The organism is Pseudomonas vanderleydeniana (assembly GCF_014268755.2).
In the GTDB taxonomy this organism is placed as follows: domain Bacteria; phylum Pseudomonadota; class Gammaproteobacteria; order Pseudomonadales; family Pseudomonadaceae; genus Aquipseudomonas; species Aquipseudomonas vanderleydeniana.
In genome coordinates this window covers 5813167-5838630 of sequence record NZ_CP077093.1, presented here as the reverse complement: position 1 = coordinate 5838630, position 25464 = coordinate 5813167, and the positions used below count along the sequence as shown (strand labels likewise).

At 62.3% G+C, this 25464-nt stretch carries 24 protein-coding genes and 2 pseudogenes; 12 read left to right on the top strand and 14 right to left on the bottom strand.

The genetic code is table 11. The features are described 5' to 3' along the window. Positions 1–75 precede the first annotated feature (75 nt). Complete coding sequence (locus tag HU752_RS26220) at positions 76–942, top strand: NmrA family NAD(P)-binding protein (protein ID WP_186687207.1); 867 nt, start codon at positions 76–78, stop codon at positions 940–942. Positions 943–1095: 153 nt separating this feature from the next. Here HU752_RS26220 and HU752_RS26215 read toward each other — a convergent pair whose 3' ends face one another. After that, on the bottom strand, positions 1096–1854 hold the full coding sequence (locus HU752_RS26215; protein WP_186687210.1) for an SDR family NAD(P)-dependent oxidoreductase: 759 nt from the start codon (positions 1852–1854) through the stop codon (positions 1096–1098). A 122-nt stretch (positions 1855–1976) separates the two neighbouring features. Here HU752_RS26215 and HU752_RS26210 point away from each other — a divergent pair, with 122 nt between their 5' ends. Further along, positions 1977–2900 carry a LysR family transcriptional regulator gene (locus tag HU752_RS26210; RefSeq protein ID WP_186687213.1) on the top strand — a complete coding sequence of 308 codons (924 nt, stop codon included), beginning with the start codon at positions 1977–1979 and terminating at the stop codon, positions 2898–2900. A 33-nt stretch (positions 2901–2933) separates the two neighbouring features. Here the strand turns inward: HU752_RS26210 and HU752_RS26205 are convergent, their stop codons facing one another. Beyond that, positions 2934–4547 (bottom strand): inorganic phosphate transporter, encoded by a 1614-nt coding sequence (locus HU752_RS26205; RefSeq protein WP_186687215.1) that lies wholly within the window; start codon positions 4545–4547, stop codon positions 2934–2936. An 80-nt stretch (positions 4548–4627) separates the two neighbouring features. Here HU752_RS26205 and HU752_RS26200 point away from each other — a divergent pair, with 80 nt between their 5' ends. Next, entirely contained in the window at positions 4628–4873 is a 246-nt protein-coding gene (locus tag HU752_RS26200) for a hypothetical protein (RefSeq protein WP_217838497.1), read from the top strand. Positions 4874–4968: 95 nt separating this feature from the next. Here HU752_RS26200 and HU752_RS26195 read toward each other — a convergent pair whose 3' ends face one another. Continuing rightward, positions 4969–5991 carry a transporter gene (locus tag HU752_RS26195; protein ID WP_186688682.1) on the bottom strand — a complete coding sequence of 341 codons (1023 nt, stop codon included), beginning with the start codon at positions 5989–5991 and terminating at the stop codon, positions 4969–4971. Between the two features lie 277 nt (positions 5992–6268). Here HU752_RS26195 and HU752_RS26190 point away from each other — a divergent pair, with 277 nt between their 5' ends. Beyond that, positions 6269–7891: a methyl-accepting chemotaxis protein gene (locus tag HU752_RS26190; RefSeq protein ID WP_186688684.1), complete on the top strand. Its 1623-nt coding sequence runs from the start codon at positions 6269–6271 to the stop codon at positions 7889–7891. A 120-nt stretch (positions 7892–8011) separates the two neighbouring features. Beyond that, positions 8012–8455 (top strand): hypothetical protein, encoded by a 444-nt coding sequence (locus tag HU752_RS26185; protein ID WP_186688686.1) that lies wholly within the window; start codon positions 8012–8014, stop codon positions 8453–8455. A gap of 98 nt (positions 8456–8553) precedes the next feature. On the opposite strand, the gene HU752_RS26180 is transcribed toward HU752_RS26185, so the two are convergent. Continuing rightward, positions 8554–8862, bottom strand: coding sequence for a PepSY domain-containing protein (locus HU752_RS26180; protein ID WP_054057925.1), 309 nt, complete (start codon positions 8860–8862; stop codon positions 8554–8556). Positions 8863–8999: 137 nt separating this feature from the next. Further along, positions 9000–10139 (bottom strand): glycerophosphodiester phosphodiesterase, encoded by a 1140-nt coding sequence (locus HU752_RS26175; protein ID WP_186688688.1) that lies wholly within the window; start codon positions 10137–10139, stop codon positions 9000–9002. A 224-nt stretch (positions 10140–10363) separates the two neighbouring features. On the opposite strand from HU752_RS26175, the gene HU752_RS26170 reads away from it, so the two are divergent. Continuing rightward, complete coding sequence (locus HU752_RS26170) at positions 10364–10690, top strand: DUF2025 family protein (protein WP_186688690.1); 327 nt, start codon at positions 10364–10366, stop codon at positions 10688–10690. 18 nt (positions 10691–10708) lie between these two features. On the opposite strand, the gene HU752_RS26165 is transcribed toward HU752_RS26170, so the two are convergent. The 6 genes and pseudogenes from HU752_RS26165 to HU752_RS26145 all read right to left on the bottom strand — a co-directional run bounded on the left by HU752_RS26165 (position 10709) and on the right by HU752_RS26145 (position 15263). Beyond that, a complete protein-coding gene (locus tag HU752_RS26165; protein WP_186688692.1) occupies positions 10709–11032 on the bottom strand; it encodes an antibiotic biosynthesis monooxygenase family protein in 324 nt (107 codons plus the stop codon). Continuing rightward, complete coding sequence (locus HU752_RS26160) at positions 11029–11739, bottom strand: CTP synthase C-terminal region-related (seleno)protein (RefSeq protein ID WP_186688694.1); 711 nt, start codon at positions 11737–11739, stop codon at positions 11029–11031. The genes HU752_RS26165 and HU752_RS26160 overlap by 4 nt, the downstream gene beginning before the upstream one ends. Before the next feature lie 164 nt (positions 11740–11903). Continuing rightward, positions 11904–12338, bottom strand: a pseudogene (locus HU752_RS32295) (methyl-accepting chemotaxis protein); the annotation flags it as partial. Positions 12339–12452: 114 nt separating this feature from the next. Next, a pseudogene (locus HU752_RS32290) lies at positions 12453–13220 on the bottom strand (PAS domain-containing protein); the annotation flags it as partial. Positions 13221–13395: 175 nt separating this feature from the next. Further along, positions 13396–14478, bottom strand: coding sequence for a diguanylate cyclase (locus HU752_RS26150; protein ID WP_186688708.1), 1083 nt, complete (start codon positions 14476–14478; stop codon positions 13396–13398). Between the two features lie 170 nt (positions 14479–14648). After that, on the bottom strand, positions 14649–15263 hold the full coding sequence (locus HU752_RS26145; protein WP_186688710.1) for a TetR/AcrR family transcriptional regulator: 615 nt from the start codon (positions 15261–15263) through the stop codon (positions 14649–14651). A 196-nt stretch (positions 15264–15459) separates the two neighbouring features. Between HU752_RS26145 and HU752_RS26140 the strand changes: the two genes are divergently transcribed. After that, the gene (locus HU752_RS26140; RefSeq protein WP_186688721.1) at positions 15460–16509 is read left to right on the top strand and encodes an MBL fold metallo-hydrolase; all 1050 of its coding nucleotides are present in this window, start codon (positions 15460–15462) and stop codon (positions 16507–16509) included. 93 nt (positions 16510–16602) lie between these two features. Here HU752_RS26140 and HU752_RS26135 read toward each other — a convergent pair whose 3' ends face one another. From HU752_RS26135 to HU752_RS26125, 3 genes are all read right to left on the bottom strand, one after another. Then, entirely contained in the window at positions 16603–16932 is a 330-nt protein-coding gene (locus HU752_RS26135; RefSeq protein ID WP_186688722.1) for a helix-turn-helix domain-containing protein, read from the bottom strand. Positions 16933–17143: 211 nt separating this feature from the next. Beyond that, positions 17144–18391 carry a ribonucleotide-diphosphate reductase subunit beta gene (locus HU752_RS26130; protein WP_186688723.1) on the bottom strand — a complete coding sequence of 416 codons (1248 nt, stop codon included), beginning with the start codon at positions 18389–18391 and terminating at the stop codon, positions 17144–17146. A gap of 505 nt (positions 18392–18896) precedes the next feature. Then, positions 18897–19160 carry a DUF2790 domain-containing protein gene (locus tag HU752_RS26125; RefSeq protein ID WP_186688724.1) on the bottom strand — a complete coding sequence of 88 codons (264 nt, stop codon included), beginning with the start codon at positions 19158–19160 and terminating at the stop codon, positions 18897–18899. A gap of 401 nt (positions 19161–19561) precedes the next feature. Between HU752_RS26125 and acs the strand changes: the two genes are divergently transcribed. From acs to HU752_RS26100, 5 genes are all read left to right on the top strand, one after another. Next, a complete protein-coding gene (gene acs / locus HU752_RS26120) occupies positions 19562–21517 on the top strand; it encodes an acetate--CoA ligase (RefSeq protein WP_186688725.1) in 1956 nt (651 codons plus the stop codon). Between the two features lie 573 nt (positions 21518–22090). Further along, positions 22091–22867 carry an ABC transporter substrate-binding protein gene (locus HU752_RS26115; RefSeq protein ID WP_186688726.1) on the top strand — a complete coding sequence of 259 codons (777 nt, stop codon included), beginning with the start codon at positions 22091–22093 and terminating at the stop codon, positions 22865–22867. Between the two features lie 88 nt (positions 22868–22955). Next, positions 22956–23645 (top strand): ABC transporter permease, encoded by a 690-nt coding sequence (locus tag HU752_RS26110; RefSeq protein ID WP_054058800.1) that lies wholly within the window; start codon positions 22956–22958, stop codon positions 23643–23645. Further along, the gene (locus HU752_RS26105; RefSeq protein ID WP_186688728.1) at positions 23642–24340 is read left to right on the top strand and encodes an ABC transporter permease; all 699 of its coding nucleotides are present in this window, start codon (positions 23642–23644) and stop codon (positions 24338–24340) included. Before HU752_RS26110 ends, HU752_RS26105 begins: the two co-directional genes overlap by 4 nt. Positions 24341–24342: 2 nt before the next feature. Continuing rightward, complete coding sequence (locus tag HU752_RS26100) at positions 24343–25455, top strand: succinylglutamate desuccinylase/aspartoacylase family protein (RefSeq protein ID WP_186688729.1); 1113 nt, start codon at positions 24343–24345, stop codon at positions 25453–25455. Positions 25456–25464: the final 9 nt, after the last annotated feature.

Sequence of the window (25464 nt, the reverse complement as noted above, 5' to 3'; positions counted from 1 at the left end):
TATCGGAGAATGTCGGGCGGCTGCGGATAATTCTCTCCATCGCGACAGACGTCGCTTCTCGTGGGAGGACATTCTATGTATGCAGTCATGGGAACCACCGGGCAGGTGGGGGGGGCCATCGTTCGTCATTTACTGGCTGCCGGCCAGCCGGTGCGGGCGGTGGTCCGTAGTACGGACAAGGGGGCCCCGTGGGCGGCGCAGGGTTGCCAGGTGGCAGTGGCCGATACCGACGATGTGCAGGCAATGACCCAGGCGTTCAGTGCTGCCGAGGGGGTGTTCGTGATGCTGCCGTCGAACTTCGACCCGAGTCCGGGTTTTCCTGAATCCCGGCAACGGGTGGAGAACCTGCGTTCGGCGTTGGAGCAGGCCCGGCCGGGGAGGGTGGTATGCCTGTCGACCATCGGCGCACAGGCCACGCAGCCGAACCTGCTCAATCAGTTGCAGATCCTCGAGCAGGGCCTCGCGGGTATGGATAGACCGGTGACCTTCCTGCGGCCGGGCTGGTTCATGGAAAACGCGCTGTGGGATGTACCGGCGGCAGTTGAACGCGGGGTGATCCCGAGTTTTCTGCAGCCGCTGGACAAGCCGGTGCCGATGGTCGCCACGGCGGATGTTGGCCGTTTGGCAGCGCAGCTGTTGCTTGAGCACTGGAGTGGCAAGCGCATCGTCGAGTTGGAGGCGGCACAACGGGTGACACCGAACCAGATCGCTGCCGGCTTCGCCGAACTGCTGGGCAAGCCGGTACGCATGGAAGTGGTACCACGGGATACCTGGCAGGCGCTGTTCACGGCCCAGGGGATGAACAACCCCTTGCCACGGATGCAGATGCTCGATGGCTTCAACGAGGGTTGGATCGAGTTTGCCGGCGAATCGCGCAAGGGGCGGGTGGAGTTGTTGACGGTGCTCGGGGAGTTGCTGGCGCGCAGTGGCGTGCCTGTCTGATCAGGTGTGCGGGGGCTGGCCTCTTCGCGGGCTAGTTGCTCCTACAGGTCCGTAGTCGAACGTTGAATCTGTGTTCGACTACGGACCTGTAGGAGCACGGCGGTGCGGCGATCCGACTTGCCCGCGAAGAGGCCGTTGAGAGCCCCGCGAAACTTACAGGAACATCCCGCCCGAAGCCTCGATCCGTTGCCCGTTGATCCACTGCCCACCCTCACCGAGCAGCAGCGCGATCGCCCCGCCGATGTCGTCCGGTAAGCCAGCCCGGCCGAGTGCCGTGACGCTGGCCACGAAGGCATTCAACTCCTGGTTGTCACGCACCGAGCCACCGCCGAAGTCGGTCTCGATGGCGCCGGGTGCCAGTACGTTTACGCTGATGCCCCGGGCACCGAGTTCCTTGGCCTGGTAGCGGGTCAGCACTTCCATTGCGCCTTTCATTGCCGCGTAGGTGCCGTAGCCCGGCAGGCTGAACCGCGCCAGGCCACTGGAAATGTTGATGATGCGCCCGCCGTCGGCGATCAGCGGCAGCAGTTGCTGGGTCAGGAAGAATGGCCCCTTGAAGTGGACATTCAGCAGGTGGTCGAACTGCTCTTCCTGGACATCGACGAACAGCCCATGCAGGCCGACGCCGGCGTTGTTCACCAGGAAATCGAAATGCCGTTGGCCGAAGGTGGTTTCCAGCACTTGCCCGAGGTGTTCGACAAAGCCCTTGAAGCCGGCGACGACACCGACGTCCAGTTGCAGCATGGCCGCGCGTCCGCCGAGTCGTTCGATTTCGGCGACCACGGCCTGCGCCTCGTCAGCCCGGCTGTGGTAGGTGCCGATGATGTCCACGCCGCGGGCGGCGAGTTGCAGGGCGGTGTTCTTGCCCAGGCCGCGGCTGGCGCCGGTGATCAGTGCGATCTTGCGAGTCATGTCGTACTCCTCAGGTGATGGGTGACCGTGGGAAGAAGTTTATTTGTCCGCCGCGCGAGCGATAAACTGAGCGAAAACGGAAACACTGGTCGCCCACGGCGAACAATTGGAGTTGCCAGGCCATGAACAAGCTGGAGTTGCTGCGCACCTTCATCCGGGTCACCGAGCTGTCGAGCTTTACCCAGGCCAGCGAGAGCCTGGGGCTGCCCAGGTCGAGTGTGTCCGAGCACGTGCAAACCCTCGAGGACCTGCTCGGCACCCGCCTGTTGCAACGCACCACGCGCAAGGTCCAGGCGACCCAGGATGGCCTGGTGCTGTACGAACGCAGCAAGGACCTGCTGTCGCAGATGGATGAGCTGGAAGGCTTATTCCGCCAGGATGCGCGCCTGCTCAGCGGGCGCATCCGCTTCGACATGCCGAGTGCCATGGCCCGTCGCGTGGTGATGCCGCGACTGCCGCAATTCATGGCCCGACATCCGCAGGTCGAACTTGAGATCAGCAGCACCGATCGCCGGGTCGACCTGCTCAGCGAAGGATTCGACTGCGTGCTACGGGTCGGCGCGCAGCCGGACCAGTCAGTGGTGGCGCGGCATGTGAGTTCGTTGCCGGTGGTCAACTGTGCCAGTCCTGCCTATCTGGAGCGCCATGGTGTCCCACTGGGCCCGGAAGATCTTGCTGATCATCGGCTGATCCACTACGTCGGCGTGCTGGGCTCACGCTCCTCGGGTTTCGAGTACCTGCGCGACGGCAAGCCGGTCCAGGTGCCCATGGCCGGCCGTGTCACGGTCAACGGTATCGATTGCTACGAAGGTGCCTGCCTCGGTGGCCTGGGATTGATCCAGGCGCCGCTGCTGGGAATGGCCAGGCACCTGGAGCGTGGCGACCTGGTCGAGGTACTGCCCGGGTTTCGACCGGCGCCGCTGGAGGTGTCACTGTTGCATGCCGGGCAGCGGCACCTGCCGCAGCGGGTGCGGGTGTTCATGGACTGGCTGGAGCAGGTGCTGCAGGACGCCTACGAAGATGTGAAACGACAAACCCCGCCTTGAGGCGGGGTTTGCCGGTATTGCCCAGGGGCTATTTCAGAACAGCCTGGTGAACAGCCAGTAAAGGCTGCCCGACAGCACGATTGCCGCCGGCAGGGTCAGGACCCAGGCCATCGCCAGGTTGCGGATGGTCTTCATCTGCAGGCCGCCGCCGTTGGCGACCATGGTCCCGGCCACGCCCGAGGACAGCACGTGGGTGGTCGACACCGGCAGCCCGTACATGTCCGCCGCGCCGATGGTCAGCATCGCGACCATCTCCGCCGAGGCACCCTGGGCATAGGTCAGGTGGCTCTTGCCGATCTTCTCACCGACCGTGACCACGATCCGCTTCCAGCCGACCATGGTGCCCAGGCCCAGGGCGATAGCCACGGCGATCTTCACCCACAGCGGGATGAAACGGGTGGCGCCGTCGATCTGTTGCTTGAACAGTTGCAGCTTGCCCTGGGTATCGGCGTCGAAGTTGCCGACCTTGTTCTTGTCCATCAGGCGAATGGCTTCGGAACTCAGGTACATGTCGTTACGCACGTTGCCCATGGCCTCGGCCGGCACCTTGGCCAGCGAGCCGTAGCCTTTCACCTCTTCGCCGATCTGGCCGGTCAGGGCGGCCAGGGCTGGAACCAGTGCCGGGTTGGCCTGCTGGGTGCGGATGTATTCGGTGAGTACCGGACGCGGATCGGCCGGTGCCGGTTGTGGGGCGGCCTTGACCAGCGCGGCCTGGGTCACCTCGGCCACGGCGGCGAACTGCAGGGCCTGTTCGGCCGGCATGGTGCGGTTCAGGGCGTAGGCCATCGGCAGGGTGCCGACCAGGATCAGCATGATCAGGCCCATGCCTTTCTGGCCGTCGTTGGAGCCGTGGGCAAACGACACGCCGGTGCAGGTCAGGATCAGCAGGCCACGGATCCACCATGGCGGTGGCTCGTTACCCTTGGGCGCCTTGTACAGGGCGCGGTTCTTCACGAACAGGCGCAGCGCCACCAGCAGCAGGGCGGCCAGGGCGAAACCGATCAGCGGGGAAAACAGCAGGGCGTAGCCGATCTTGGTCACCTGGCTCCAGTCCACGCCGCTGGTGCCGTCACGCCCGTGCATCAGGGCGTTGGCCACGCCGACGCCGATGATCGAGCCGATCAGGGTGTGGGATGAGGACGCCGGCAGGCCCAGCCACCAGGTGCCGAGGTTCCACAGGATGGCGGCGATCAACAGGGCGAAGATCATCGCGAAGCCGGAGGACGAACCCACCTGCAGGATCAGCTCCACCGGCAGCAGGGCGATGATGCCGAAGGCCACCGCGCCGCTGGAGAGCAGCACGCCGAGGAAGTTGAAGCAGCCGGACCAGACCACGGCGAAATGCGGTGGTAGCGAGTGGGTGTAGATCACGGTAGCCACGGCGTTGGCGGTGTCGTGGAAACCGTTGACGAACTCGAAGCCCAGGGCGATCAGCAGGGCGACGCCCAGCAACAGGAAGGGCGTCCAGGTGGTGACGACGGTGCCGAACTCGTGCATGTCGTGCACGAGGCTGTAGGCGGTGAACAACAGGCCGATGGCCACCAGCGCGAAGAAGATGACGGCGGTGAAGACGCGGGGTTTGCTTTCCAGCTGCGGCCTGCCGTCGCCGGCGGCAGACGAGGCAGCGGTCAATGAAGGGGTAGCCATGCCTGAAATCCTGTTTGGGAACGGGTATCAGTCATGATCATTGCTAAATGTTACAGAGAAGCTGCCGCAGATCAGTCTTCGTGGATTTTACCGGCCCGATGGTCCGGCTGAATGGTGTTGTTGTTGTTGTTGTTGTTGTTGTTGTTGTTGTTGTTGTTGTTGTGGTGGTGGTGGTGGTGGTGGTGGTGGTGGTGGTGGTGGTGGTGGTGGTGGTGGTGGTGGTGGTGGTGGTGGTGGTGGGGCTGCTGCTGGGGTTTGGTGGCGAGCGGGCTTGCCCGCGCTGGGCCGCAAGGCGGCCCCAAAGCCAGCTGGCTCGGTGTGCCTGACTGCATGGGATTGCAGATTTTGCGGCTGCTTTGCAGCCCAGCGCGGGCAAGCCCGCTCGCCACAGAAACAGCCATCACCGGGCGACCTCGTCGTTCTAGTAATCCTGGCGCTTGCGAAACGCCCAGCGTCCCGCCAGCAGGGTGAAGGTCGCCACCAGCGCCACCAGGATCCAGAAGCCTTCCGGGTCACCGGCCAGCGGAATACCACCGACGTTCATGCCGAAGAAGCCGGCGATGATGTTGATCGGCAAGGCCAGCACCGTGACCACCGTCAGGGTGAACAGGCTGCGGTTGGTCTGTTCGTTGACGCTGGCGGCGATCTCTTCCTGAAGCAGCTTGATTCGCTCGCCCAAGGCCTCCAGGTCGCTGAGGATCAGCGAGAACTCCTCGGTGGACTTGCGCAGTTCCTTGACGTCCTCCTTCTGCAGCCATTGTGGTGGCCGATTGAGCAGCCGCAGCAGTGAACCCGGCTCAAGGGCCAGCAGCCGTTGCAGGCGTACCAGTACCCGACGCATGGCGCCCAGCTCCGCGCGGTTGTTGGTCAAGCGCTGGGCGAGCAACTGGTCCTCGATCTGATCGACGCTGAGGGTGGTCTTGCGCACGATCTGGGTCAACACCTCGCCCTGGTCGCGTAGCAGGTGCACCAGCAGTTCCAGCGGCGAGCGGAAGCGTTCACCGGCCTTGACCGAGGAACGCAGCTTGTCGACCGAGTGCAGAGGTTGCAGACGAGCACTGATCAGCAGCTTGCTGCGAGCACAGACCCACAGGGTGGAAACATCCGAGGAGGTCATGTTGCCGAGGTTGAATACCACGTCGTTGACCACTGCCAGCAAGGCGTTGTCGACGTGTTCGATACGGGTCGAACGCGAGCCTTCGTGCAGCGCCTCGAAGAACTCCTCGGGCAACGCCAGGTGCTTCTGCATCCAGCGTTCGCAGGCCGCGTGAGCGAGGTTCAGGTGCAGCCAGAGAAACTGCTCGGGGTCGTCGGGTTGTTGCAGGTGCCTCAGTGCGGTGGCGGAGTCGATTTCCTCGCCGCGTTCACCAGCGCGAAAGCGAAAGCCGTAAAGCAGGCCGAACAGGTCCGTATCGCGGTGGCTTTGGTCAAGGCTGTGGTTCATGGAGGCTCGCTGAGGTGAAGCGCCTGAAACATTTTTTTACAGGTTCGCTTGAATCACATCATCTCAAGGCTTTTTGACATTTTTGTTACGAATTGAAGTGCAGTGTTGGCAGCCATGACCGGTAGTCGGCCAGATTCAAGCAATACGCTGGCTGGCCGATGGTGGATGTGTAAGCTGCTGCACTTTTCTGGCCACAAGCCATGATGTCGCTGACAGGGACGTTTCGACTGTTCGCGCTCCCGATCGGAGTGCTCAATCCTTGTTAGAGACTCACCCCATGCTGCAGAAATCCCTGAGAGCCCAAACCCTCGCGCTGTTGAGCGGCAGCCTGCTGGCGATGTTGCTGATCGCCCTGACCTGCTTCCAGTTCCTCTCCAATGGCGTACAGGGTTATCGCGAGCTGATCGAAGGACCGTTGCGCGCCTCGCAGTTGGTCGACGAAGCCAACCTGCGCTTCAAGGAGCAGGTCCAGGAATGGAAGAACGTACTGCTGCGCGGCAAGCAGCCTCAGGACATGAACCAGTACTGGAAACAGTTCGAGGATCGCCAGCGCGACGTGCAGGACATTCTCGGACGCCTGGCGGCCCAGCCGGGGATCGACAGCAGCCTGAAGTCCCAGGTCGAGCGCCTGCGCGAGGAGCACCGCCAGCTTGGCCAGGCCTACCTGAAGGGGCGCGATGCCTATGTCGCCGCCGGCGGCGATCCGAGTGCCGGCGACCAGGCGGTCAAGGGCGTGGACCGTGCCGCCAGCGAGCAGATGAGTACCCTGGTCAGCCAGTTGCGCAAGGCCAGTGACGCGCAGTCGGTCAGCATCAGCGAAGCGGCCGCGCGTACGGTCTGGATCGGCCTGGTGGTGATGCTGGTCTCCGGGTTGCTGATCGCGCTGCTGAGCCTGTGGCTGGTCAACCGCAACATGGTCGAGCCGATTCGCCGCCTGATCGACTACGTGGCGCAACTGAGCCATGGCAAGTTCGCCGAGCGTGTCGCCGCCGACCGCCAGGATGAACTGGGCCGTCTGGCCGTCGCCGCCAACACCCTGCGCGATTTCCTTGCCGATACGTTCAACCGCCTCAAGCTCAGCACCTCGGACCTGGACAGTGCCAGTGGCGAACTGAATGCCATTGCCAGCCTCATGGCCACCGGTACCCATGAGCAGTTCGAGCGTACCGACCAGGTCGCCACGGCGATGACCGAGATGTCCGCCACCGCCCAGGAAGTCGCCCGCCATGCCGCCGATGCCGCCGGTGCCGCTGATGAAGCCGATCGTTCGGCACAGCAGGGCGAGCTGGTGATGCAATCGACCATCCAGACCATCACCCGCATGCGCACGGAAATCTCCACCACGGCCACGGTCATTCGCCAGCTGGAAAGCGATAGCGGGCGGATCGGCAAGGTGCTCGAAGTGATTCGCGGGATTGCCGAACAGACCAACCTGCTGGCGCTCAACGCGGCGATCGAAGCGGCTCGGGCCGGCGAGGCCGGGCGTGGTTTCGCGGTGGTAGCCGACGAGGTTCGCAGCCTGGCCCAGCGCACCGCCGCGTCGATCCTGGAGATCAACCAGATCATCCAGTCGGTGCAGACCGGCGCAGTCGATGCGGCCCAGGCCATCGAGGGCGGCCAGGCGCGCAGCGATGAAAGCGTCGAGCAGGTGACCGAGGCGGGGGCGATGCTCGAACGCATCACGGCTGCTGTGGAAGCCATCCGTGACATGAACCGGCAGATCGCCACGGCCGCCGAGGAGCAGACTTCGGTTGCCGAGGACATCTCCCGCAACCTGACCGAGATCACCGCGATCGCCAGTACCAACCTGGACAACGTCAAGCGTACCGAGGCAGCCAGCAGCAACCTGCACGGCCTGTCGGGGCAATTGAACGAAGTCACCGCCAGGCTGGGGGCCTGATTCGCCAGTGAGCGGGGGGACTGTGTATCGAGACGCTGACCAACGCGATACAGGATAGGTCTCAAGCCGGCCGGCGTTATGTCGATCATGGGGTATCACCACCTGAATAGGGCGTTTCCCATGGTCAGCATCACCTCGGTCACCATCACCCCAAGCCTGTCCACCAGCACGTCCACCAAGGCGGCGAGCAGCGACGACACCACGACGACCGGTACTGTCGCGGCCAGCACCACGGACACCACCAAGACCGGTGGTACCCAGGCGGCGGCTGGTGGCGGCGCGGCGGGCAGCAGCGACAGCTCGAGCTCGGAGTCCGATACCGTCAAGGAGCTGCGCAAGCAACTGGCCGAGCTGCAGAAGCAGTTGCAGGAACAGGAGCAGCAAATGCAGAAGGCCCAGACCAGCAACGACAGCGACGAAGCCAAGGCGACCGCCGTGGCCACCGCTGCGGCCCAGGTCGCGACGATTTCCGCCTCGATCCAGACGGTCACTGCGGCCTTGACCCAGGCACTGCAGGAGTCCGGCAGCAGCACCTCGGGCGGTACCGTCAACACGACCGCCTGAGTGCCTGGACAGCCTCTCCCGGGGTTATGGGAGGACGAAAACGAACAAGCCGCACGTTCCGGGTGGAACGCGCGGCTGGTGATTCACGAGGCGGACAATCAGCTGTCGCGCTTCTCCTGCAGGACGGCGGCGCTCTTGGCGTCGAGCTTGACTTCCCACTTCACGCCGTCGGCGGCCTTGAGTTCGACTTCATAGACATAGCCACCACTGGTGCCATGGTCCAGTTCGGTGTCGGTGATGGTCGCGCCGGGGTACTTGGCCAGGGCGGCCTGGTTGAGCTTGTCGAAGTCGGCGATCGCACCGGATTTCAGCAGCCCGGGAATGTGGTCCGGGCGGACATCGGCCGAGGCGAAGCCGGCAACGAGAGTCAGGGCGGAGGCGGTCAGCAGGGTCGAGAGGGCTTTCATCGGGGGATTCCTTGTCTGGATGATTTCAGTGGGGTCAGCCTAAGTGTTGCAACTTAATTCACCCTTAAATTGACCCCTGTCCCTGCTGACTGGCGATTGCGCCGTTTGTTCAATCGCGCGTAGGGCGCCTCCTTCACTCAGTAACCGTTGGCCTCGAGGATCTGCGGCACGGTTTTCGGCGAGGCGCGCTTGAAGTACTTGAGCAGCTCCGAGGCGCGGTTGGTGAAGATGCCATCGACCCCGACGTCCATGACCTTCTTGAAGTCCACCGGCTCGTCGACCGTATAGACGTGGACCAGCAGGCCCTTGTCGTGGGTCAGCTGGTTCATCCACGGCTTGACCAGGTCCGAGTAGCTCTGGTCGCCGCCGTGGGTGAGTTCGGCGGATGGGCCGGTACCGATGGCGCCGTTGGCCTTGGCGAAGTCGACCCACTTGATGAACTCGGCCTTGTCCTTCGGTTCCTGCTTGGCGTAGTAGGCGGCCTTGGTCTTCTCGCCGGAGTCGGCGTAGCTGACGTTCGACTTGGGTTCGATACTGCCTTCGCCGACCCACAGCAGGAGGATCTTCGGCGTATTCGGCATTTCCTTCTGCAGCAGTTCCAGGCTGCTCTTCTCGAAGGTCTGCAGGATCACCCGGCCGGCGCCCTGGCCGACCTGTGGCTTTTCCTTGGAGACGGTCTTCTCGGCGCTGAGCAGGCCGCGTTCCTGCAGCTTGTTCTTCAGGTCATGCTCGATGCCGGGGAACTGCTTGGGCTCCTTGGTCTCGATGTACAGGCCGGGGCGGTGCTTGGGGTTGGCCTGGGCAATGTCGATGATCTGGTCCAGGCTGAGGATCTTCAGGCCGACATAGGACGGCCGTGCGCGCTCGGGGTAGGCCTTGTTGAACCAGCTGCCGGCGTCCAGGGTTTGCAGTTCGGCCCAGGTGAACTCGTTGGCCGGGCTGTCCTTGCGCTCGGGGAACTTGCTGGCGACGTCGGTGGTACGCGACAGGTTGTTGTCGTGCAGGGCGAAGATCACCCCATCCTTGCTGCGCTGCAGGTCCATTTCCAGGTAGTCGGCACCCAGGTCGCGGGCCAGCGTATAGGAGGCCGCGGTGGACTCGGGCGCATCGTAGGACGCGCCACGGTGGGCGATCACCGCCGGATGGGGGATCGCGGCCTTGGCGGCGAGCTCGGCCGGGGTGCTGTTGGCTTGTGCCGTGTCCAGCCCGATGGCCAGCAACAGGCTCATGAGCAGAGCGCTTTTCTTGAAGGTGGCGGTGCTGAAAGTGACAGGCATTTCGAATTCCTTTCGTGCGAAATAAGCGCCCCTTTTAACAACTGAATGCTTCAAGTGCTATCGCGAAATGCATGCAAGTCGTGTGTGTGTCGTTTTTTCGACACAATCCGGACGGATTTTGCAGTAGGCTTGAACCGCAGTTTCCCCGGCAGAGGGAAACGCACTGCCCACCTTGTGTGTAAACCATCGACCCATGGGCCTTTGGCCCTCCAGTGAGGTTTACCATGCGCATCACTTCTGAACTCATCTGCCAGGCCGCCGACCAGCTCAAGGGGTTCGTCGGCCTGAACCGCAAGACCGGCCAGCACATCGTCCGTTTCAGCGAGGACTCCTTCGGCATGGATGTGGCGGATGACGGGATCATTCCGGCCAGCGAGTTCGTCTGGCTGCCGCAGGGACCCGAGGCCATGTGCCTGGCCCGCGAACGGATCCAGCTGCTGCTGGACCAGAACATCGACGAGCGGATCAACATCACCGAGCCACTGCGGGTGTACATGCGGCGGGTGGAGATCCCGCAGATTGCCGCGCTGCGCCGGGTCGTGCCGGGCTGAGACGACCCGGCGACCGGTTCAGCGATCGAAGCGATAGGCGCGTTCGACCTTGCATACGCGCGTCTGGCACGTCTCGTACCAGGTCGAACGGCCGCGTTCGCGGATTTCGCTGTGCTCGGCATGCTGCTTCCAGGCGAGGATCGCCGCTTCGTCCTGCCAGTACGAGACGGTGATGCCCAGGCCGTCATCCCCGCGTGCCGACTCGACACCGAGGAAGCCTGGCTGCTCGCGAGCCAGGTCGAGCATGCGCTGGGCGGCCTCGGCGTAACCCTGGTCGCCTGCCGTGCGCAGTGAGGTGAAGATCACCGCGTAGTAGGAGGGCTGGGGCGTGCTGGCAATCATGACTGTTCTCCGCTGCAGGCACTCAGGAAAGCGCTGACCAGGGGCGGCGTGACGCCTTGCAGCGCAGCCCGTTCCGGCTGGAACAGTGTCGCGACGAAAAACGGATGGTTCCTGAGCTCGACGGCGCGCAACTCGCCCAGGTCGTCGTGGCCGGTGGCTTGCAGATCGCCGTCGAGCAGTGCCGCCTCGAAGGCCGGGTTGATACCGTAGCGACAGTGATAACCCTCGTGGGTGCGCAGGTTGGCATAGGCCCTGGCGATACGCGAGCCTTCGACCAGGCGAATACCGTCACTGGCTTCCACCAGCGCACAACTGAGCGGCGAGATCACCGCGCGTGGCGAGTCCGGGGCCTCCTCGCCGTGTTCGGCATCGGTCCAGCCAAGCACATGGCGGGCATATTCGAGAATCCCGTACTGGAAGCCGGCGCAGGTACCGAGGTAGGGGATCCGCTGTTCGCGGGCATGGCGGATCGCGAGCAGCGCGCCATCAAGGCTGCGGTACGGGCTGGCGGGAACGCACCAGATGCCATCGAAGCCCGAGAGGTCGTCAGCGGTCTCGATGCTCTCGCTGGCGACCCAGTGGGCCTTTACCGGCAGGCCGGCGGCCTGGCCGGCCAGTTGCAGGGCCACGGGGATAGCCTTGTGGGCCGTCACTTGCGGGTCGTGATCGCCGACCAGGGCGATCTTCAGGGCAGGGCGCAGATCCATGGGGCTTCTCCGGCTTGTCGTTGTCTGCGCGGACTATAGAACTGCGTGCTCGCAAGCAGAATAGGCATCTGCTCAAGTGAACAATGCCGTCGTGCAATCAACCCGCCGAGGTTGGGTGCAGGCACCCCAGGGCATCTGCGGCTGCCCTGGGGGGCGCAGCCCGATCAGTGTGCCCTGTCGGTGGCGAACATGCTGACCGCCTGTACGGCATTGCTCGCACCGTCGCGAATCTGCAGGATCACCGTGCCAGCCTCGTCCGCCAGGCCGACACCTTTTGACGCTCGGTCACGGGTGCCGTTCATGCTCTGGATGGCCTGTTGGGTTTCGTTCTGGATCATCCCGATCATGTTCGAGATCTCTGCGGTCGAGCCGCTGGTGCGCGCCGCGAGCAGGCGCACTTCATCGGCCACCACGGCAAAGCCGCGCCCCTGTTCACCAGCCCGGGCCGCTTCGATCGCCGCGTTGAGGGCCAGCAGGTTGGTCTGGTCGGCAATCCCGCGGATGGTGTTGACGATGGCGGTGATCTGCTCCGAGCGTTCACCCAGCTTGGCGATGAGGTTGGAGGAACCTTCGATGTTCGAGGCGATCTCGCGCATTTCGGTGGCGGCCTGCTGGATCACCTCGGTGCCTTGCTCGGCGACCCTGCGGGTTTCCACCGAGATGTGATAGGCCTGGCTCGCGCTCATGGCGTCCTGGGCGTGTTTTTCCTCCCGCTGGGTCACGTCCGAGGCGAACTTGACCACTTTGCACAGTTTGCCGCTGGCGTCGTAGACCGGGTTGTAGCTGGCTTCGAGCCAGACACTCTGGCCACGCTTGGTCACGCGTTCGAACTGGCCGTTGAAGAACTCGCCCTGGTTCAGGCGCCGCCAGAAGTCCTGGTAGTCGCTATGGCCGGTGGTGGCCGGGCTGCAGAAAATCCGGTGGTGCTTGCCGCGGATCTCGGCCTGGCTGTAGCCCATCAGATCGAGGAAGTTCTGGTTGGCGCAGATCACCGTGCCGTCGGGGTTGAACTCGATGGCGGCCATGGCCCGGTCGATCGCCTGCAGCTTGCCGTTGGCCTCGCTTTCCTGCTGGACCTTGGCCGTGACGTCCATTGCGTACTTGACGATCTTCACCGCCTTGCCGTGCTCGTCACGGATCGGGTTGTAGCTGGCTTCGAGCCAGATGCTCCGGCCGTCGGCCGTGACCCGTTCGAAGGTGCCCGACTCGAACTGCCCGGCCTTCAGGCGCGACCACAGCTGGTTGTATTCGGCACTGCGGGCATAGGCCGGTGGGCAGAACAGGCGATGGGGCTGGCCGACCACCTGGTCCTGGCGATAGCCCATGGTCTTGAGGAAGTTGTCGTTGGCTTTCAGGACGGTACCGTCGAGGTCGAACTCGATGACGGCCATGGAGCGGTCGATGGCAGCGAGCAGGTGGGCCTGTTGGTCGATGATCTGCTGCAGGTCGTGCAGGGCTTTCTTATGGGCGGCAAAAAACATGGCGTGAACTCGGAGAGAGGGGAGATCTATCCCTTTCGAGGCCCGGCAGATCCTGGCAGGAGGACGCCGGTGGCCAGCGTTCCATAGATGGCACTTTGCCTTCTATCCTTATACAAAATTGACCGATGTTGTACAAGAATCCGCCGTGTGGTTCTTTGCAGCCGCCCAGTGGCTGTCAGGCAGAGCTGGCCAGGTACTCGCCGGTAGCGGCGATACTCTCCGCGTCGACACAGTTGACCTTGTTGCGGCCGGTGTTCTTGGCGATGTAGAGGGCCTTGTCGGCCTCGTTCAACCAGTCCCCGGCATCCTTGAAGCTGGCGCGGAAGGGTGCCAGGCCGATGCTGAGGGTGACTCGCAGCTCCGGTATTTCCTCACTGCGGAAATTACCGAAGACCTGGCGCAGTCGCTCCATGATGTCCCGGGCCTGCTCCAGCGACCTGTCCGGCAGGATCACACAGAACTCGTCGCCGCCATAGCGCCCGGCCAGGTCGTGTTCGCGCAGGTTGGCCTTGAGGTCACGGCTCAATTGGCGCAGCACGCTGTCGCCGATCAGATGGCCATAGCTGTCGTTGATGGTCTTGAAGTGGTCGATGTCGATCAGCGCGATTGCTGCCTGGCACTGCGTCTGTCGGCATTTGTGGAACTTGATCTGCAGCAGGTCCTTCCAGGTCCCGTGATTGAGCAGGCCGGTCAGGCTGTCGGTGCGGCTCAGGGCACTCAGCGCGCGCTTGTGGTCGGCGAGCTTGATCGCCACCTTGAAGCTGCCCATGCCGATCACCATAGGGTACAGGACCATGACGGGCAGGCAGGCGTAGATCTGTATCTGGCTGGTCACTCCATTGAACGCCGGGGTGAAGATCAGCCAGGAGACGATGATCCCCAGCAACTGCGCGAAGAAACCCCTGATCATCAGCCGCAGGCCGCCTGCCGCGACGTTGTGCATGGCCATCAGGGCGAGCATGTTGACAGTGACGAGGGGATTGAACTGGATGGTTGCAGCCCAGAAACCACCCATCAGCGAATCGACCAGGATATTGCGTCGCTCTGCCCGGTACGGATACGCGGAACGCCGGGCGACCCGGTACGCCAGGTGCGGCCAGATCACCGCGTTGATTGCCAGCAGGCCCCAGATCCACACTGGCATCGACAACGGGGCGAGTGCGGCGATTATGCTGAAGCAGCCGATGCCGACGCCTACCATGCGGGGCAAGTAGATGCGTCTGGCAAACGATTGCCCTTTGCCTCGATGGATTTCCATAGGTCTCTGCGTCGCTGATTTCTTTATCTGAACACAGGCGATGTGTTCGGCACGGAATGGCTATTCGTCGGATAAGCAGGATGAATATTGTCGAGGATTCCGTAAAGAATAATCAGTGTCCTTCCGGGCCATTTCTAGGGTTTGGAAGGTGATTTGCCCTTTTGTGTCGGCTATTTGGCGATTTCGTAGCCGGAAAGGAACAGATCCAGCGCCGATTCTATGACGTGTGTCTGCGTCGGGGCGTCCAGGGGCGGTTGCCCCAGCGTGATCTGGGGCCAGAAGGCGAAGGTCTTGAGCAGGCCGTAGATCTGGTGGCTGGCGAACTCCGGGTCGGCGGCCTTGAACTTGCCATCGGCCTGGGCATCGCGGATCCACTGCTTGAACCCGTCCTCTTGGCTGGCCAGGCGTGCAACCATTTCCTGGGCACGTTCGGGCACATGAATGGTCGCCGCGATCACCACCCGTGCCAGGTCGAGGAAGTTGCTATCGTTGAACAGGCGCATCTTGCGCATGAGCAGCTCCCGCAACTGTTCCCGTAGCGGCCGCTGCGAGTGGTAGGTCATGTCCAGTTGCGCGGCGCTGGTGGCCCAGAGGCGACGGAGAATTTCGGAGAACAGTTCCTCCTTGCTCTGGAAGTGGTTGTACACCGTGCGCTTGGAGACCTCGGCCTTGGCTGCGATCCGGTCCATGCTGGCCACCTCGAAACCGTCGGCGCGAAAGGCCGCGATGGCCGCCTGGATGATGGCTTCGCGTTTACGATCGGTGAGGCGCAGGGGGGCGGTCATGGGCAGGCTTCGGCAGGTCAATAAAAGTTACACTTGGCAGTTTACTTGTCGAGGGCTTTGGCGCAAGCTAGAAACTACACTGTGTAGTGTAGTTCTTTTCTGCAACCTCATTCGGTCGAGGGTCGTCTGTGGCGACCGGCGATCCTCCAGCACCTGAACGTGGGAACTCCTCCGGGTTCCTGGGAGTCACCCTGTCATGGCCACTCGTTCGCGCACTTTCGATAAATCTCCGTCCTTGAAAGAGCAGGGCGTCTTTCGCAACCTGGCACCGACCCCGCAGGGTGGCCTGGGCAAGACCCTGGGCATTTTCTGGCGAATGACTTTCCAGAAACCGCGCAATACCCGGCCAACGGGTAGCGTACCGGTCCAGGCGCTGACTCGTGAGCAACTGCTCGCCGCTTCCGATTTCAGCGTATTCCGCCTTGGCCATTCGACCTTGCTGCTCAAGATGCATGGCAAGTTCTGGCTGACCGACCCGGTGTTTTCGCAGCGGGCATCACCGGTCCAGTGGGCCGGACCGAAGCGTTTCCACCAGCCGCCCATCAGCCTGGAAGACCTGCCGCCGATCGAGGCGGTGATTCTTTCCCACAACCACTATGACCACCTGGACCAGAAGGCGGTCTTGGCACTGGCTGACAAGACCCGGCATTTCCTGGCTCCGCTCGGGGTCGGCGACCAGTTGGTCAAATGGGGTATTGCCCCGGATAAAGTGCAGCAGCTGGATTGGTGGGAAGAAACGTCCGTGGAGGGCATCCGTTTCGTGGCCACGCCGTCGCAGCATTTTTCCGGACGGACACTGTTCGACAACAACCAGACCCTGTGGGCGTCCTGGGTCATGATCGCCGGTGGCGTACGGATCTTCTTCAGCGGTGATAGCGGCTACTTCGACGGCTTCAAGCAGATCGGCGAACACTATGGGCCGTTCGACCTGACCCTGATGGAAACCGGTGCCTACAACGTCGACTGGCCCCATGTGCACATGCAGCCCGAACAGAGCCTGCAGGCGCACCTGGATCTCAAGGGGCGCTGGCTGTTGCCCATTCACAATGGCACGTTCGACCTGTCGTTCCATGCCTGGTACGAACCCTTCGAGCGGATTCTGGCGTTGGCCTGGGACAACAATGTATCCATCACTACCCCGGCCATTGGCGAGGCCTTCAGCCTGATGCAGCCCCACCGTGGGCGAGCCTGGTGGTTGGAAGTAGAGCAGGCGCTGGACAACGAGTCTGCTCTAAGCACTCGCTGAGCCGTTCAGGAGGCGTGCCTGGTTGCGCCCAAAGCCATCGGCTTGATCTGGCGTTCGCTCTGGTTGGGTGGAGAGGGCGCCAGTCTGAATCGGTCACTCGATCAGTGTGTAGTCCTGTCGCTCCATGGGGTCCGGTGTTGTGCCGCGGATGTTCATTCCACGCCCAGGGGCAAATCCCGGGAAAAACACCAGGCCTTCAGCCTCGAGCCGAAAGGCCAGGGCCAGCCGGGTGACATCCCTGAGCGCATCCCCTTTTTCGAAACGCTGCACGGCAGCAACCGAGACACCTGACTCCTGGCTCAACCGCTCGCGGCTCCAGCCCAGCATCGCGCGGGCCTGCATGCAGTGCAGTGGGGTGAATTGATGCAGGACCATGCGTTCAACGGTGGTACTCATCACATGAATGGCGGCTTGGCTGGACATGGCGCTCTCCAGGATCGATCGGTTGATTTGAAAGTACTGTATTTTTGTACAGTTGTTCCGCGCCGAGATCAAAGCTTTTTTTGGTGATCCGACTATCGGTAGCCGGTCGGGGGCGGGAGCTGTCGTGAACAGCGGTCAACCGATCGCCCAATAAAAAGCCCTGAACCAGGTTCAGGGCTTCGGGTGTCGCGGTCGCTTCGTGCGGGACGAATCAGTCCCAGCTCAGCGCACCACCGGTCTGGTACTCGATCACACGGGTTTCGAAGAAGTTCTTCTCCTTCTTCAGGTCCATGATCTCGCTCATCCACGGGAACGGGTTGGTGGTCCCTGGGTACTCTTCCTTCAGGCCGATCTGCGACAGGCGACGGTTGGCGATGAACTTGAGGTAGTCCTCCATCATCGCCGCGTTCATGCCCAGTACGCCGCGCGGCATGGTGTCACGCGCGTATTCGATCTCCAGCTGGGTGCCCTGCAGGATCATCTGGGTCGCTTCTTCCTTCATCTCGGCATCCCACAGGTGCGGGTTCTCGATCTTGATCTGGTTGATCACGTCGATGCCGAAGTTCAGGTGCATGGACTCGTCGCGCAGGATGTACTGGAACTGCTCGGCGACGCCGGTCATCTTGTTGCGACGGCCCATGGAGAGGATCTGGGTGAAGCCGCAGTAGAAGAAGATGCCTTCCAGCACGCAGTAGTAGGCGATCAGGTTGCGCAGCAGTTCCTTGTCGGTCTCGACGGTGCCGGTGTTGAACTGCGGGTCGGAGATCGAGCGGGTGTACTTCAGGCCCCAGGTGGCCTTTTTCGCCACCGAGGGAATCTCGTGGTACATGTTGAAGATCTCGCCTTCATCCATGCCCAGCGATTCGATGCAGTACTGGTAGGCGTGGGTGTGGATCGCCTCTTCGAAGGCCTGGCGCAGGATGTACTGGCGGCACTCGGGGTTGGTGATCAGGCGGTACACGGCCAGGGCCAGGTTGTTCGCCACCAGCGAGTCGGCGGTGGAGAAGAAGCCCAGGTTGCGCATGACGATGCGCCGCTCGTCGTCGGTCAGGCCTTCCGGATTCTTCCAGAGGGCGATGTCGGCGGTCATGTTGACCTCTTGCGGCATCCAGTGGTTGGCGCAGCCGTCGAGGTACTTCTGCCAGGCCCAGTCGTACTTGAAGGGGACGAGCTGGTTGAGGTCGGCGCGGCAGTTGATCATGCGCTTCTCATCGACCGCGACGCGGGCCGAGGCGCCTTCGAGTTCAGCCAGGCCTTCGGCGACGTCGAGGGCGTCGAGGGCGGCCTTGGCGCGGATGATCGCGGCGGAGTCGCTGGCGGTCACGGCACGGGCTTCGAGGGCGGCGGCACCGCCGGCGCTGTCCAGGCGGTCAATGGTGGCTGCGCTGGCCTGGCCGGTCTTGCTCTCTTTTTCTGCTACTTCGCCGTCTTCTTTGTCGAATTCGTCCCAGCTCAGCATGACGTGTCGTCTCCTGCGTGAGGGCCTGTCGCCCGTGTGAAAACACTGATGGTCGGTTTTTCACACGGCACGATGACCGCGTTGGATATAAGGAATCGTTTCTTGCGCTGGCTGTGCAGGCAAACAACGGAAATTTGTACGGGGCCCTCGAGGGGCGGATGGCGCAGGGCGTGACGCCTGTTCCTGCGGCGATGCCAGCATGGGAACGTTACCCTGCAAGGGAGTGTTGCAAGCCCGTTTTACCGGGACATTATAAGGGCTTTTTGCGGTCAGTGGTGTGACGGATTCTGCCCTTGCGTGTGCTTTTCAGGACACGGCTCGGGATTGCAGGGCTTTGGCGGCAAAAGAATTTTTTGCCTGGCGGGGGTGTTTTCGACGAGTGGTTTGCGAGCCGGGCCATGGTTATGGCCAAGTCGCCTGGCACCGGGGGGAGCGTCCTGTCGAGGGACCTTTGCCGCAGCCGCAAGAATCACTTCCTGCGGCACGCGGTTTTCAGGGCGGGCTATCAGCCGTTGGAACAACCATTCCCCATTACACGATATTCCATGACATGCCGAACACCCTGGGAGTCTTCATAAACCATGCGCGCCGGAACAACTTCACAAACTTCCGGGATTTCACTCATGGAAATAACTTTATGGATATCCGGATGCGAAGAGTAAGTGTATTCCTCTACTGGCAGGTTCTGGCTGGCCACGTCGGTCGCCGCCTCGTCGGCCATGGCGGTTGCACACAGGCTGCTGAGGACTAAAGCGGCAAAAAGTTTCATCGGTTCACCTATTGATGGTCGTGTAGGGTCACGCGGCCCTTGTGGGACCACGTGTGAAGCTCTGGAAGTTTGAATTCGAATTAACGGCCTTCGTGGGGGCTGTCGCTTGGTTAATTCGTTGCCTTAGTTGGCGAAGTTGATTTTAAGAGTGCGCAAAACATTCATACAGGTGGGGTTTTGATAAAGACTATTGACAAAACCTGTAACAATCGTCGAAAAACGTCTTGCCCGAGATATTTTCCAGGGGCCGGAAAACGCCACAGGCTGCGTGCTTGAGCCCTGTCGGCGGTAAATACGACGTTTTGTAGGGTTTTGTTACTACCATCGTCGAATGGCCCGACAGCGTCAGCCCGGCTACAACAGGGCCATAAAACAACAACTATGTCACCGAGGTAAGAAAGATGAGTGCGGCTTCCCTGTACCCCGTTCGTCCTGAGGTTCTGGCCAATACGCTGACCGACGAGGCGACCTACAAGGCGATGTACCAGCAGTCGGTCGTCAACCCTGATGGCTTCTGGCGCGAACAGGCCAAGCGTCTCGACTGGATCAAGCCTTTCACCACGGTAAAACGGACCTCCTTCGACGATCACCATGTCGACATCAAATGGTTCGCCGACGGTACCCTGAACGTTTCCTATAACTGCCTTGACCGTCACCTGGCCGAGCGTGGCGATCAGGTCGCCATCATCTGGGAAGGCGACGATCCTGCCGATTCACGCAACATCACCTACCGCGAGCTGCACGAGCAGGTCTGCAAGTTCGCCAACGCCCTGCGTGGCCAGGACGTCCATCGCGGCGACGTGGTGACCATCTACATGCCGATGATTCCCGAAGCCGTGGTCGCCATGCTGGCCTGTGCGCGGATCGGTGCGATCCATTCGGTGGTGTTCGGCGGCTTCTCTCCCGAGGCCCTGGCTGGCCGGATCATCGACTGCCGCTCGAAAGTGGTCATCACCGCCGACGAGGGCGTACGCGCCGGCAAGAAGATCCCACTCAAGGCCAACGTCGACGACGCGCTGACCAACCCGGAAACCAACAGCATCCAGAAGGTCATCGTGTGCAAGCGCACCGGTGGCGACATCAAGTGGAACCAGCATCGCGACATCTGGTTCGAAGACCTGATGAAAGTGGCGGGCAGCGTCTGTGCGCCGAAGGAAATGGGGGCTGAAGAAGCCCTGTTCATCCTCTACACCTCCGGTTCCACCGGCAAGCCCAAGGGCGTGCAGCACACCACGGGTGGCTACCTGCTGTACGCGGCCCTGACCCACGAGCGCGTGTTCGATTACCGTCCGGGCGAGATCTACTGGTGCACCGCCGACGTCGGTTGGGTTACCGGCCACAGCTATATCGTCTATGGGCCGCTGGCCAACGGTGCGACCACCGTGCTGTTCGAGGGCGTACCGAACTATCCGGATATCACCCGGGTGGCGAAGATCGTCGACAAGCACAAGGTCAACATTCTCTACACCGCACCAACGGCGATCCGCGCGATGATGGCGCAGGGCTCGGCTGCGGTCGAAGGCGCCGACGGCAGCAGCCTGCGCCTGCTCGGTTCGGTGGGCGAACCGATCAACCCGGAGGCCTGGGACTGGTACTACAAGAATGTCGGCAAGTCGCGCTGCCCGATCGTCGATACCTGGTGGCAGACCGAGACCGGCGGCAACATGATGAGCCCGCTGCCGGGTGCCCATGCCCTCAAGCCAGGCTCTGCGGCCCGCCCGTTCTTCGGCGTGGTACCGGCACTGGTGGACAACCTGGGCAACATCATCGAGGGCGCCGCCGAAGGCAACCTGGTGATCCTCGATTCGTGGCCAGGCCAGGCGCGTACCCTGTACGGCGACCATGACCGCTTCGTCGATACCTACTTCAAGACCTTCCGCGGCATGTACTTCACCGGTGACGGTGCGCGTCGCGACGAGGACGGCTACTACTGGATCACCGGTCGCGTCGACGACGTACTCAACGTCTCCGGCCACCGCATGGGTACCGCCGAGATCGAAAGTGCCATGGTCGCCCACCCGAAAGTTGCCGAGGCGGCGGTGGTCGGGGTTCCGCACGACATCAAGGGGCAGGGCATCTATGTCTATGTCACGCTCAACAGTGGCGAGGAGCCCAGTGAAGCACTGCGCCTGGAACTGAAGAACTGGGTGCGCCGCGAGATCGGGCCGATCGCTTCGCCGGATGTCATCCAGTGGGCGCCGGGCCTGCCCAAGACCCGCTCGGGGAAAATCATGCGGCGTATCCTGCGCAAGATTGCCACGGCGGAATACGACGGGCTGGGTGATATCTCCACCCTGGCGGACCCGGGCGTGGTGCAGCACCTGATCGACACCCACAAGACGATGAACGTCGCCTAAGGCGATCGGAGGTCTGCAGCCCCGTCCGGCGTGGAGCCGGGCGGGGCTTTTTCATTTGGAGAGATGTTCCCGTATGCACGGTTGAAAAGAGATAAATATCGGTTTTTGCTGTGCGACCTTTCTGGTTGTTACCCGTGCCCAGTGAAGTAACCGAATATGTCACCTGCTGCCCGCACGCGGGGCATAGGGAAACGCTTTTGCCTGTTTTTGGGGTTCGATTTCTGTCGAAAACCACCCGGTCACACACTGCGCTTGCCGTAATAGAAGGCTTTGCCAATAATAGGCCCGCAATTTGCAGCATGGATCGGTTGCCTTTCTTTTGCCCTTGCATGAATTTCAGGGGCTGTCAATGTGCCGGGTCGGCATTCTCGATGCTTCTGTAATTACTTGTCGCATTGAGGAAATATCGACTTCCGGCCTGTCGTTAGAATGCCGATCACTCGCTGGTCGTTGTGCATGGACCGCCGCCTAATCGGCCCTCGCAGGACGCGGCGCCATAATTCCTGTCCACCCTTCGCATATTGGGCTCGCGCTCACTCTGCCGTTTTTGCCCTTTACCGATGGAGTCCTAAGATGAAGAAACTCGTGCTTCTTGGTGCCCTGGCACTGTCCGTGCTGTCGCTGCCTACTTTCGCCGATGAAAAGCCTCTGAAAATTGGTATCGAAGCGGCCTACCCTCCGTTCGCCTCGAAGGCCCCGGACGGCAGCATCGTCGGTTTCGACTACGACATCGGCAACGCCCTGTGCGAAGAGATGAAGGTCAAGTGCGTGTGGGTCGAGCAGGAGTTCGACGGCCTGATCCCGGCGCTGAAGGTTCGCAAGATCGATGCGATCCTGTCGTCGATGTCGATCACTGACGATCGCAAGAAGTCCGTCGACTTCACCAACAAGTACTACAACACCCCGGCGCGCCTGGTCATGAAGGAAGGCACTGTGGTCAGCGACAGCCTGGTCGAGCTCAAGGGCAAGAAGATCGGTGTGCAGCGTGGGTCGATCCACAACCGCTTCGCCGAGGAAGTCCTCAAGCCGCTGGGCGCCGAGATCAAGCCATACGGCTCGCAGAACGAGATCTACCTGGACGTGGAAGCCGGTCGCCTGGACGGCACCGTGGCTGACGCCACCCTGCTGCAGGACGGTTTCCTGAAGACTGACGCCGGCAAGGGTTTTGCCTTCGTTGGCCCACAGTTCACCGACGTCAAATACTTCGGTGACGGTGTCGGTATCGCCGTGCGCAAGGGTGACAAGGCCGAACTGGACAAGATCAACGCCGCCATCGCCGCGATCCGTGCCAACGGCAAGTACAAGCAGATCCAGGACAAGTACTTCGACTTCGATATTTACGGCAAGTAAATTTCGCCAGCTCGTCCGAAATGGCGCAAGCAACAGGATCCCTGCGGTTTGCGCCATTTTTTCATCCCAATTTTCGAGGACCTGAATCATGTTGAAAGGCTACGGGGCTGTCATCCTCGATGGCGCTTGGCTGACGCTTCAGCTCGCCTTGTCGTCCATGGCCCTGGCCATCGTTCTGGGTCTGATCGGAGTGGCGCTGCGCCTGTCGCCGGTACGCTGGCTGGCCCGGCTCGGTGACCTGTATGCCACTGTGATCCGCGGCATTCCCGACCTGGTGCTGATCCTGCTGATCTTCTATGGCGGCCAGGACCTGATCAACCGCGTCGCGCCGTTGCTCGGCTATGACGACTACATCGACCTCAACCCGCTGGTCGCCGGTATCGGCACGCTGGGTTTCATTTTCGGCGCCTACCTGTCGGAAACCTTCCGGGGTGCCTTCATGGCGATCCCCAAGGGGCAGGCCGAAGCCGGCATGGCCTACGGGATGAGCAGCCTGCAGGTGTTCTTCCGGGTGCTGGTGCCGCAGATGATCCGCCTGGCAATCCCCGGTTTCACCAACAACTGGCTGGTGCTGACCAAGGCGACCGCGCTGATTTCCGTGGTCGGCCTGCAAGACATGATGTTCAAGGCCAAGCAGGCAGCCGATGCCACCCGCGAGCCTTTCACCTTCTTCCTTGCAGTGGCGGCGATGTACCTGGTGATCACCAGTGTCTCGTTGCTGGCATTGCGTCACCTCGAGAAGCGCTACTCGGTAGGCGTAAGGGCGGCTGATCTATGATCTTCGACTACAACGTCGTCTGGGAGGCCATGCCGCTGTACCTTGGCGGCTTGCTGACCACTCTGAAACTGCTCGCCCTGTCGCTGTTCTTCGGCCTGCTGGTGGCGGTGCCGCTGGGGCTGATGCGGGTTTCCAAGCAGCCGCTGGTGAACGGCGCGGCGTGGCTCTACACCTACGTGATTCGCGGCACGCCGATGCTGGTGCAATTGTTCCTGATCTACTACGGCCTGGCCCAGTTCGAGGCGGTGCGCGAAAGTTTCCTCTGGCCCTGGCTGTCGAGCGCGACCTTCTGTGCCTGCCTGGCTTTCGCGATCAACACCAGTGCCTACACCGCCGAAATCATCGCCGGCAGCCTCAAGGCCACGCCCAATGGCGAGATCGAGGCGGCCAAGGCGGTCGGCATGTCGCGCTACAAGATGTATCGGCGCATCCTGCTGCCGTCGGCCCTGCGTCGGGCGCTGCCGCAGTACAGCAACGAGGTGATCATGATGTTGCAGACCACCAGCCTGGCCTCCATCGTGACCCTGATCGACATCACCGGTGCCGCCCGGACCGTCAACGCGCAGTACTACCTGCCGTTCGAGGCCTACATCACCGCGGGTGTCTTCTACCTGTGCCTGACCTTCATCCTGGTGCGCCTGTTCAAGTTGGCCGAGCGCCGCTGGCTGAGCTACCTGGCTCCACGGAAGCACTGAGTATGGAACGTATCGATCATTGCCTGCCCTGGGGCAGCCTGGGCACCGAGCGCCGGCTGTCGGTGTTCCGTTTCGGCAGCGGCGAGCGCAAGGCCTACATCCAGGCCAGCCTGCATGCCGACGAACTGCCGGGCATGCGCACCGCCTGGGAGCTGAAGAAGCGCCTCGCCGAGCTGGAAACCCGTGGTGCCCTGAAGGGGGTCGTCGAGCTGGTGCCGGTGGCCAACCCGATCGGTCTCGGGCAATTGCTGCAAGGCAATCACCAGGGGCGTTTCGAGTACTCCAGCGGCAAGAACTTCAACCGCGATTTCGTCGAGTTGAGCGAGCCGGTGGCGGCGCTGGTCGATGGCCGGCTGGGGGATGATCCCCATGCCAACGTGCAGTTGATTCGCCAGGCCATGCGTGACGTGCTGGCCGCGTTGCCACCGGCCAGCAGCCCGCTGCAGGGCATGCAGCGGATTCTGCTCGGTCACGCCTGCGATGCCGATATCGTGCTCGACCTGCACTGCGACTGCGAGGCGGCGCTGCACATGTATGCGTTGCCGCAGCATTGGCCGCAGTGGCGCTCGCTGGCCGCGCACCTGAATGTGCGGGTGGCGCTGGTGGCGGAGGATTCTGGCGGCACTTCGTTCGACGAGGCCTGTTCGCTGCCCTGGCTGCGCCTGTCGCGGCGCTTTCCGCAGGCTTCGATTCCGCTGGCGGGGATGTCCACCACCATCGAGCTGGGTGGCCAGGCCGACACCGGGCGTGAAGAGGCGGTGGCCCATGCCGAAGGCATCCTGGCCTTCCTTGCCGAGCAGGGGCTGATCGACGGCGAGTGGCCGGCGGCGCAGCACGAAGCCTGCGAAGCGATGCCGTTCGAAGGCACCGAGCTGCTCTATGCGCCCCATCCCGGCGTCGTCAGCTACCTGTGTCCGGTGGGCGGTTGGGTCGAGCCCGGCGAGCCACTGTTCGAAGTGATCGATCCCTTGTCCGACCAGGCCAGCACGGTTCGTGCTGGCACGGCCGGTGTGCTGTTTGCCGTGGAACGGCTGCGTTACGCCCAACCCTCGATCTGGCTGGCCAAGGTGGCGGGGCGTGAACCCCTGCGCCACGGGCGCCTGCTCAGCGACTGACCTGACTGT

Coding starts and splice junctions, on each gene's coding strand:
- HU752_RS26220 (WP_186687207.1), top strand. CDS start 76: ATGTATGCAGTCATGGGAACCACCGGGCAGGTGGGGGGGGCCATCGTT.
- HU752_RS26215 (WP_186687210.1), bottom strand. CDS start 1,854: ATGACTCGCAAGATCGCACTGATCACCGGCGCCAGCCGCGGCCTGGGC.
- HU752_RS26210 (WP_186687213.1), top strand. CDS start 1,977: ATGAACAAGCTGGAGTTGCTGCGCACCTTCATCCGGGTCACCGAGCTG.
- HU752_RS26205 (WP_186687215.1), bottom strand. CDS start 4,547: ATGGCTACCCCTTCATTGACCGCTGCCTCGTCTGCCGCCGGCGACGGC.
- HU752_RS26195 (WP_186688682.1), bottom strand. CDS start 5,991: ATGAACCACAGCCTTGACCAAAGCCACCGCGATACGGACCTGTTCGGC.
- HU752_RS26190 (WP_186688684.1), top strand. CDS start 6,269: ATGCTGCAGAAATCCCTGAGAGCCCAAACCCTCGCGCTGTTGAGCGGC.
- HU752_RS26185 (WP_186688686.1), top strand. CDS start 8,012: ATGGTCAGCATCACCTCGGTCACCATCACCCCAAGCCTGTCCACCAGC.
- HU752_RS26180 (WP_054057925.1), bottom strand. CDS start 8,862: ATGAAAGCCCTCTCGACCCTGCTGACCGCCTCCGCCCTGACTCTCGTT.
- HU752_RS26175 (WP_186688688.1), bottom strand. CDS start 10,139: ATGCCTGTCACTTTCAGCACCGCCACCTTCAAGAAAAGCGCTCTGCTC.
- HU752_RS26170 (WP_186688690.1), top strand. CDS start 10,364: ATGCGCATCACTTCTGAACTCATCTGCCAGGCCGCCGACCAGCTCAAG.
- HU752_RS26165 (WP_186688692.1), bottom strand. CDS start 11,032: ATGATTGCCAGCACGCCCCAGCCCTCCTACTACGCGGTGATCTTCACC.
- HU752_RS26160 (WP_186688694.1), bottom strand. CDS start 11,739: ATGGATCTGCGCCCTGCCCTGAAGATCGCCCTGGTCGGCGATCACGAC.
- HU752_RS26150 (WP_186688708.1), bottom strand. CDS start 14,478: ATGGAAATCCATCGAGGCAAAGGGCAATCGTTTGCCAGACGCATCTAC.
- HU752_RS26145 (WP_186688710.1), bottom strand. CDS start 15,263: ATGACCGCCCCCCTGCGCCTCACCGATCGTAAACGCGAAGCCATCATC.
- HU752_RS26140 (WP_186688721.1), top strand. CDS start 15,460: ATGGCCACTCGTTCGCGCACTTTCGATAAATCTCCGTCCTTGAAAGAG.
- HU752_RS26135 (WP_186688722.1), bottom strand. CDS start 16,932: ATGTCCAGCCAAGCCGCCATTCATGTGATGAGTACCACCGTTGAACGC.
- HU752_RS26130 (WP_186688723.1), bottom strand. CDS start 18,391: ATGCTGAGCTGGGACGAATTCGACAAAGAAGACGGCGAAGTAGCAGAA.
- HU752_RS26125 (WP_186688724.1), bottom strand. CDS start 19,160: ATGAAACTTTTTGCCGCTTTAGTCCTCAGCAGCCTGTGTGCAACCGCC.
- acs (WP_186688725.1), top strand. CDS start 19,562: ATGAGTGCGGCTTCCCTGTACCCCGTTCGTCCTGAGGTTCTGGCCAAT.
- HU752_RS26115 (WP_186688726.1), top strand. CDS start 22,091: ATGAAGAAACTCGTGCTTCTTGGTGCCCTGGCACTGTCCGTGCTGTCG.
- HU752_RS26110 (WP_054058800.1), top strand. CDS start 22,956: ATGTTGAAAGGCTACGGGGCTGTCATCCTCGATGGCGCTTGGCTGACG.
- HU752_RS26105 (WP_186688728.1), top strand. CDS start 23,642: ATGATCTTCGACTACAACGTCGTCTGGGAGGCCATGCCGCTGTACCTT.
- HU752_RS26100 (WP_186688729.1), top strand. CDS start 24,343: ATGGAACGTATCGATCATTGCCTGCCCTGGGGCAGCCTGGGCACCGAG.